We start from the raw sequence: 7,117 nt of genomic DNA, 5'->3' as shown, positions 1-7,117 counted from the left end.
GGGGGTCTGGGGGAAACTTTGCAAAAGTTTCAGCCCAGCCGCCGGAGGCATCAGTAAGAATACTAGGAAGCGATTCGGTAATATTTTTTGTTGCCTTCGGCGAACAGGTGGGCGCTGCCCCCTGCACCCCCGCAAGGGGACGTGTCCCCTTAACCCCGATTAGGTGAATGTTTTTTTAGCAATAAAGAAAGGGTGGAGTTATTTAACTCCACCCTTTGTTATATCTTTACTTATGTTCAAGCCGTGTACGAAATTAAAAAACGAAAGAACTCGCAAGTAAAAAGTTTTGAAGGGGGTCTGGGGGAAAACTTTTCAAAGTTTTCAGCCCAGCCGCCGGAGGCATCACTGCTATCTGTTCATCATGAGAGCGTTGAGGCTCTTGGATATTTGCGGAATTCGGTCGCTGAAACAGCGCTCTGCGTTTTCGCGCATTTTTTCCATAGAGTCTCCGGCAATAAGCTGTCCAAATAACTTGTTACCAAATGAGAAGTTAGCCGCGAAGTACATGCAGTACTTTTTGTACAGCTTGATTGCTCTGCTTGGGTCGTACCATTTTTCAATTTGATCCAGAAACATGAAGAGTGTCTCTTTGTATGTTTCCGGTGTCGGCTCGAAACCCTGAGTCAGTTCGGCAAACATCCACGGCTTTGAGATTGCGGCACGCCCTATGGCGAGTCCGTCACAGTTGGTACGGTCGACCATTGCGTATGCAGAAGCAGCATCCCATACATCCCCGTTGCCGAAGACCGGAATAGAAACAGCGTCTTTGACGAGCTTGATATCGTCAATGCGTGGACGCTTGGTTCTTCTGTCTGGCGCAACTCTAGGGTGAAATGTCAACGCGTCTGCACCTGCCTGCTCAAGCATTTTAGCAAAGGCAATAGCTGGTTCCGGTTCGTTTTGCCATCCTGTTCTGAATTTGACGAACAATGGAATATCAACTGCATTACGCACTTTTTCGACCATTTCGCAGGCTCTATCAACATCGCGCATAAGGTCTGCACCGCATTGTCTGTCCACAATGGGAGACACAGAGCAGCCCATGTTGATGTCGACACCAAAGAAGTTTTCTTCTTGAACGCGTTTTGCTGCAATGACCATGTCGTCCGGTGCAGCACCAAAAAGCTGACAGACTAGTGACGGTAATTCCTCATCTTGCCAGTTAAATACTGGGGATTTATGCCGGTTTTCTGTTGGCACAGCACGAGCACTGCACATACCGGTGAAGAGTAGTCCGTACCCTCCGTAATGAGCAGCAATGGCGCGGTAGGCTATGTGCCCCAGACCCGCCATTGGCGCAAGGCACAAACGGTTTTGAATAGTCTTTCCGCGTAGTGTGATGGGCGCAGATAATAATTCAGCAGCGTGCATAGGCGTCCCTACAATTTCTGTTCAAGAATACAGGTGTCGTCGAATTCAAAAACGCGGAATGTGTTATCTTCGAATGTTGCGAATGTAGGGCGGTCGCTCTGCTTTGGCAGCGAACAGGAACCGGGGTTCCAAATGTTGATGCCGTTTTCATTCGTGTAGGCTTTGGGACGATGAACGTGTCCGTACACAAATGTGTCTCCAGCGCAAAGCGGAGGCATGTTTTCAGGATTCCATAAATGACCGTGGGTCAAAAAGATACGGTGCCCATCAGCAACCAGCCATGAGAAATCAGACATTATAGGAAACTCCAAAACCATCTGATCTACTTCAGCATCGCAGTTACCGCGAACCGCGATAATTTTTTCTTTGTAGCTGTTGAGCAGGGTTACTGTGGCTTTGGGGTCGTGCCCTTCTGGAAGAGGATTGCGTGGACCGTGGTACAGCAGGTCTCCAAGCAGTACGATACCGTCAGGATTAATTTTTTCTGCTTTGTCCAAAACAGTTTTTGCACGGCTGTAGGAGCCGTGCAAATCTGAAATAAATAAAATTTTCATTAAGTGTGTGTGTCTTTAAAAAATTATAAAACTTCGATTTTAATACGCTTTGGTGGCGCTTCTTTCCGTTTGGGAAGATAAATCGTCAATACACCGTTTTCGAATTTAGCGCTTACTTTTTGCTTATCAACAAGTTCGCTTACTTCAAATTGGGCATAATATTCCACTTCGCCAAATTCCATCGAGTGCACACGTTCACCGGAAGAAAGTCCAAAATCTGACTTTGCTTGAAGTGAGAGCTTGTCGTCTTCAATATCCAGCGTCAGTTTTTCTTTTTCCACTCCCGGCATGTCGAGATACAGATAAAAACCGTCTTCTCGCTCTACAAAATCCGTGTGCGGTTGAACTCGTGGTCGTTTTCCCATTCTGTTAGGTATTTGCTGCATAGCCATTACCTTGGTTGAATATGGATTGTGCGTGGCTGCATAGCCGTTGACTTAGGAAGCTGAACAAACAGCATGCCGGATTTCATGGTGGCTGTTATGGCATCTTTATGAATAGGTACGTTGATTTTTATTAGTCGCTGAAACGATCCTGTTGGGCGTTCCTGCTGGTGATATTTTCCCTGAACGGGTTTTAATTCACCCTTAAGAACCAACGTATTGTCTTCAATAATTAACTCTACTTCTTCCATTGCAGCACCGGGCAGTAACGCTCGCACAAACACGTTAGTATCGTCTTCACTGATATACAGCGGAGGAAACGTGGCGCGTCTGGCAGATGTAGGCTGCGGGTTGTGCAGATCATTCATCAATTTGTCGAACAAATGGGGGAAGTCGTAAAACGATCCATAATTTATAACCATAATCCGGCTCTCCTTTTACTATGTATCATAAACAGAAAAAGATATCCGTTACGATTTGCAGGTGCACATATGCAACATCAGAGCGGGGCAGGGTGTAAAACTATTTGGTTTCTCGAACGCCGTTATTCCAGTCTTCGAGAGCAACAGCTTCTTCAACCAGCATTACAGGGATATCTTCACGGATTGGGTACACAACGCTGCATTTAGCGCAGGAAAGTCCGTCTTTATCATCAGTGAGTTTGAGGGAACTCTTACATTTCGGACATGCAAGAATCTTGAGTAAATCAGCTTGTACAGTCACAGGGAGGACTCCTTAAAATAACTATATATTGACTGGTGACAATTTGCCGGACTTGGAGGTTTTGCAGGTAGCGTATGCAAAAAATTATCGCAATTACTCCAAAAGTTGAATGAGCAGATTGTATGTCGTTCATTCTTAGTTGAATTGCGGTGATCTGGCAGGGAAAATATTGTCAGCAGTTTCACACCCGTTGTGTGCATATTACCAGTATACGCAGTTAGTGTATGTACAGCAACCGGAAGCGGCGTAGTATAATTTGAAAAAAAGAAAAATAGTTGTTCAGTTAAATTGCATAAGTACGCAGTGTAATAAACTCGTCATTTGACAAGCTGTAAATCACGGGCGTAATTGTGAAGGTGAAAGAAAATATACACATTGTTACATAGTTCTATGAATGGAAGGAATTATGGCTCGGACATATATAGATTTACATACGCATTCGACCGCATCTGACGGGAGCGATTCTCCCGAAGAGCTGGTTCGACTGGCAAAAAAACGCAATATCACTACGCTGGCGTTGACAGACCACGATACCGTTGCCGGTGTTGAAGAAGCCATGGAGACAGGGAAGGAACTGGGTGTAGATGTTATTTCCGGTTGTGAGCTTGGAGTAAAAACAGACTTCGGCGAAATTCATCTCCTCGGTCTCTGGCTTGATCCTAAAGCTGAGAAGCTGCAAAAGGTAATGGGCGAACTGCGCGACTACAGAGCAGAGCGTAACAAAATTATTGTTGAAAAGTTGCAGGCGCTCGGCATGGATATTACCTACGAAGAAGTTCTTGAAGCCGCAGGTGAAGGCTCTGTAGGACGTCCGCATATTGCACAGGTTTTGGTGCAGAAAAAATATTTTAAGTCCGTGAAAAAAGTTTTTGCAGAAATGTTGTGTGATGGCGGTAAAGCATATGCCCCTAAAAAAGTACTCAGCCCTGTTGAAGGGGTTAAGTTGCTTAAAGAAGAAGGCGCTACCGTTTCATGGGCACATATGTGCATTCATGGTCGCTCGACAGAGTATCTTCATGATATGATTGAGACATTAAAGCCCCACGGGCTGGATGCTCTTGAAGCGTACCACAGCGAACATAATGCTGCCTCTACACGACTGGTTGTTGAACTTGCCGCAGTGCATGGGCTTGCACTCACTGGCGGTTCGGACTATCACGGCGCGGTGAAACCTAATATTGCGTTGGGTCGTGGTAAGGGTGGATTATTTGTACCGCACATGGTGCTTGATAAATTAAAAGAACTACGCCGCAAGCAGGGGCTTCCTGTTTAATAATATTATGAGTAAAAAATTGCCTGAACTGCTTTGTCCGGCAGGAGATATGGACAGACTTGATTCTGCACTGCTGTATGGTGCGGATGCTTGTTATCTTGGTGGAAAAAAACACAGCCTGCGCGCAAGCTCCGGCGGGTTTGACTGGGAAGAATTGGAAGTTGCCTGTGCAAAAGCACATGCGAAAGACGCTTCTATTTACTACACCTTGAATATTTTACCACATGAGAAGCACCTCGCTGGTGTTGAAGAATCTCTTGAACGCCTTGCCGAATCAAGCGTGGATGGATTGATTATCGCTGATCCCGGTGTGTTGCGGATGGCACGTCGTATTGCACCGAACAAAGCAATTCATTTGAGCACGCAAGCGAACACCTCGAATAGTGAAGCTGTTGGTTTTTGGCATGACCTCGGTATTGAGCGCGTCAACGTTGCGCGTGAACTGGGCGCACACGCCATCAGCAATTTGACCAAAGCATACCCTGCTATGGAATTTGAAGTGTTTGTTCATGGTGCAATGTGCCTTGCGCTTTCCGGTCGTTGTCTGCTTTCTTCATGGATGAGCCAGCGTCCTGCAAACCTTGGTGAATGCACACATCCATGCCGCTTTGAATACAAGGGCTTGGAAGTTCAGGATATGCGTTTGACTGTTGAAGAGGGCATGCGCGAAGGTCCTACTTGGGATGTAACTCACGAAGGTCCACATAGTGCGTTCTGGGCACCGGAAGATTTGTGTCTGGTAAAATACATGCGTTGGTTCTATCAGAACAATGTAGCTTCCCTTAAAATTGAAGGGCGCATGAAAACCCCTAGCTACGTCGCACATGTTGTAGATGTATACCGAACTGCAATTGATGACGTTGCTGCCAAGCGCTTCCGCTATGATGAGTATATTCGTGAGCTGCAAAACACTGCATCAAGAAATTTAAGCACAGGCTTCTTCCTTCCTAAAGGACATCGCAAATCTGTGCCGCCGCTCCCGAAAAAAGATTGCACTCCTATTGTAGCAAAGCTCGTGCAAAAAGAAGATGAAACAAAGTGGCAGATTGCTGTCCGTTCACCTTTCAGAGCTGACAGACCTGTGCAGGTTATGGTTCCGGGGCTGAAACGTCCTGTATTGCCTGTGGGTGCGTTCCAATTGGAAAACCACCGTGGCGAAGCTGTAGATGTTGTACATCCGGGAATGTTCGGATTTATCCGCTGTGAAAGCGAACATTTTGCAGAAGGACTTTTCTTACGAGGCTAATCGTCGCTTTTTTGCAAAACTATTGAGCTTCAGAAATATATAAAGGGTTGCCCTGCTATGAGTAGGACAACCCTTTTTTTGCGAAAACATTGCGTAGGCGTGCGGAGTTTAGCTGCCTACTTTTTTAGCACTCTATCTCTTTTGATTACTTACCGTTTACGGCGTTGCTTTGTATTATTACGCGCACCGCCTGTTTTCTTGCCTTGAGGCTTTTTGCCTTGCGGTTTGCGTTTCGTATTCGGTTTGCGACGGAAATCTCCACGGGAATCACTCTTATTATTTCCTGACTGCTCATTGTAATTGAAGTTACCCAACTTACGCAGCGCGAATGATTTACCGATTTCCTGCTCCATTTGCAGCATATCCATAAGATTTTTTTCACCGATGAGGGTGATAGCTGTACCTTTGCGGTATGCGCGCGCTGTTCGACCGACACGGTGAATGTATTTGTGTGGGCTGTCCGGAGCGTCGAACTGGATAATGTGGGTGATGTGATCGAGGTCGATGCCGCGTGCAACGAGGTCGGTTGCAACGAGTATTCGTGCTTCTCCTGTTTGCATTTTTTCAAGCATCTTATTTCGTTTGGACTGCGATAGATCACTATGCAGCGCGGCTACTTCGCCAAATTTTCCGGCAAGCATTCTTTCAAGTTCGCGGCAAGTTTCTTTGGTGTTGGCAAAGATGATGATACCGCCGTCTTGGTCAGAGTGCGGGCTATGTTCTGCACGTTTTTGCTTATGAACAAGGTCGTCGGAATCGTTCATCAGCAGTGGCATAAGTGCCAGAAGCAGCTTCTTTTTAAGGTGCGGCGGAACAGTAAAAATTTCATGTGCGATGTCGGGCTTTGCTTCTTCTGTCCGTACATCAATCACTTTAGGGTCTTTGGTATAGGTGCACGCAAGCTGTTCAATCGGTTTCGGCATTGTTGCAGAAAAGAATGCTGTGGTTCGTTTGGATGGAACGCGGTCTAATATTTTCTGAATGTCCGGCAAAAATCCGAGATCGAACATGCGGTCTGCTTCATCGATGATGAGGGTATCCACTCCGCCGAGCCGAATTTCTTTTTGATCCATAAAATCGAGCAGTCGCCCCGGTGTCGCTACAATAATAGTAGATGCTTTGGCGGCTTTTTTCTGCGGGGCTGCTCCTGCTCCACCGTAAATTGCTCCACAACGGTAGCCTGTTTGCTGTCCGAGCGTAATGCAAGTTTTTTGAATTTGCAGTGCGAGTTCACGAGTCGGAGCAAGAATGAGAGCGCGAACAGGACCACGTTTTAAGGCATCGTTTGTAGCTAAATATTGGAGCAAAGGAAGAATGAAGGCTGCGGTTTTCCCTGTGCCGGTGTTAGCAAGAGCAATGGTATCCTGTCTGTCTAATAAAACAGGAATGACTGCCTGCTGTACTGGAGTTGGGGTAGTGAATTTGCATGCGTTGAGACCGGAACAGATTCGCTGATCGAAGGAAAATTGGTCAAAAGTATGTTCGTTGGCAGGGCTGCTTTCTTCAAGGGGATTGGAATTTGTTTCGGGCGTGGTCATGGAAATCCTTTATGGTTATCGCGGCATAA

At 46.3% G+C, this 7,117-nt stretch carries 8 protein-coding genes; 2 read left to right on the top strand and 6 right to left on the bottom strand.

All coding sequences use genetic code 11. From position 1 onward, the window contains the following. Nucleotides 1-348 precede the first annotated feature (348 nt). The 5 genes from N4A56_RS08860 to N4A56_RS08840 form a co-directional block, all read right to left on the bottom strand. Nucleotides 349-1,371, bottom strand: coding sequence for a tRNA-dihydrouridine synthase family protein (locus N4A56_RS08860; RefSeq protein ID WP_293670860.1), 1,023 nt, complete (start codon nucleotides 1,369-1,371; stop codon nucleotides 349-351). 8 nt (nucleotides 1,372-1,379) lie between these two features. Continuing rightward, nucleotides 1,380-1,925: a phosphodiesterase gene (gene yfcE, locus N4A56_RS08855; RefSeq protein ID WP_293670858.1), complete on the bottom strand. Its 546-nt coding sequence runs from the start codon at nucleotides 1,923-1,925 to the stop codon at nucleotides 1,380-1,382. Between the two features lie 23 nt (nucleotides 1,926-1,948). Next, nucleotides 1,949-2,311 (bottom strand): Hsp20/alpha crystallin family protein, encoded by a 363-nt coding sequence (locus tag N4A56_RS08850; RefSeq protein WP_293670857.1) that lies wholly within the window; start codon nucleotides 2,309-2,311, stop codon nucleotides 1,949-1,951. 5 nt (nucleotides 2,312-2,316) lie between these two features. After that, nucleotides 2,317-2,730 carry an Hsp20/alpha crystallin family protein gene (locus N4A56_RS08845; RefSeq protein ID WP_293670856.1) on the bottom strand — a complete coding sequence of 138 codons (414 nt, stop codon included), beginning with the start codon at nucleotides 2,728-2,730 and terminating at the stop codon, nucleotides 2,317-2,319. 100 nt (nucleotides 2,731-2,830) lie between these two features. Beyond that, nucleotides 2,831-3,031, bottom strand: a complete 201-nt coding sequence (locus N4A56_RS08840) for a Trm112 family protein (protein WP_293670855.1) — start codon at nucleotides 3,029-3,031, stop codon at nucleotides 2,831-2,833. Nucleotides 3,032-3,437: 406 nt separating this feature from the next. On the opposite strand from N4A56_RS08840, the gene N4A56_RS08835 reads away from it, so the two are divergent. Together N4A56_RS08835 and N4A56_RS08830 are read left to right on the top strand one after the other, a co-directional pair. Beyond that, the gene (locus N4A56_RS08835; RefSeq protein ID WP_293670853.1) at nucleotides 3,438-4,304 is read left to right on the top strand and encodes a PHP domain-containing protein; all 867 of its coding nucleotides are present in this window, start codon (nucleotides 3,438-3,440) and stop codon (nucleotides 4,302-4,304) included. Between the two features lie 7 nt (nucleotides 4,305-4,311). Next, nucleotides 4,312-5,550, top strand: a complete 1,239-nt coding sequence (locus N4A56_RS08830; protein ID WP_293670851.1) for a peptidase U32 family protein — start codon at nucleotides 4,312-4,314, stop codon at nucleotides 5,548-5,550. A 149-nt stretch (nucleotides 5,551-5,699) separates the two neighbouring features. Here the strand turns inward: N4A56_RS08830 and N4A56_RS08825 are convergent, their stop codons facing one another. Further along, on the bottom strand, nucleotides 5,700-7,088 hold the full coding sequence (locus N4A56_RS08825) for a DEAD/DEAH box helicase (protein WP_295546633.1): 1,389 nt from the start codon (nucleotides 7,086-7,088) through the stop codon (nucleotides 5,700-5,702). Nucleotides 7,089-7,117: the final 29 nt, after the last annotated feature.

The organism is Halodesulfovibrio sp. (genome assembly GCF_025210605.1).
GTDB lineage: Bacteria > Desulfobacterota > Desulfovibrionia > Desulfovibrionales > Desulfovibrionaceae > Halodesulfovibrio.
The sequence above is the reverse complement of the archived record's forward strand: the minus strand, read 5'-3'. Positions and strand labels throughout refer to the sequence as shown.

Coding starts and splice junctions, on each gene's coding strand:
- N4A56_RS08860 (WP_293670860.1), bottom strand. CDS start 1,371: ATGCACGCTGCTGAATTATTATCTGCGCCCATCACACTACGCGGAAAG.
- yfcE (WP_293670858.1), bottom strand. CDS start 1,925: ATGAAAATTTTATTTATTTCAGATTTGCACGGCTCCTACAGCCGTGCA.
- N4A56_RS08850 (WP_293670857.1), bottom strand. CDS start 2,311: ATGCAGCAAATACCTAACAGAATGGGAAAACGACCACGAGTTCAACCG.
- N4A56_RS08845 (WP_293670856.1), bottom strand. CDS start 2,730: ATGGTTATAAATTATGGATCGTTTTACGACTTCCCCCATTTGTTCGAC.
- N4A56_RS08835 (WP_293670853.1), top strand. CDS start 3,438: ATGGCTCGGACATATATAGATTTACATACGCATTCGACCGCATCTGAC.
- N4A56_RS08830 (WP_293670851.1), top strand. CDS start 4,312: ATGAGTAAAAAATTGCCTGAACTGCTTTGTCCGGCAGGAGATATGGAC.
- N4A56_RS08825 (WP_295546633.1), bottom strand. CDS start 7,088: ATGACCACGCCCGAAACAAATTCCAATCCCCTTGAAGAAAGCAGCCCT.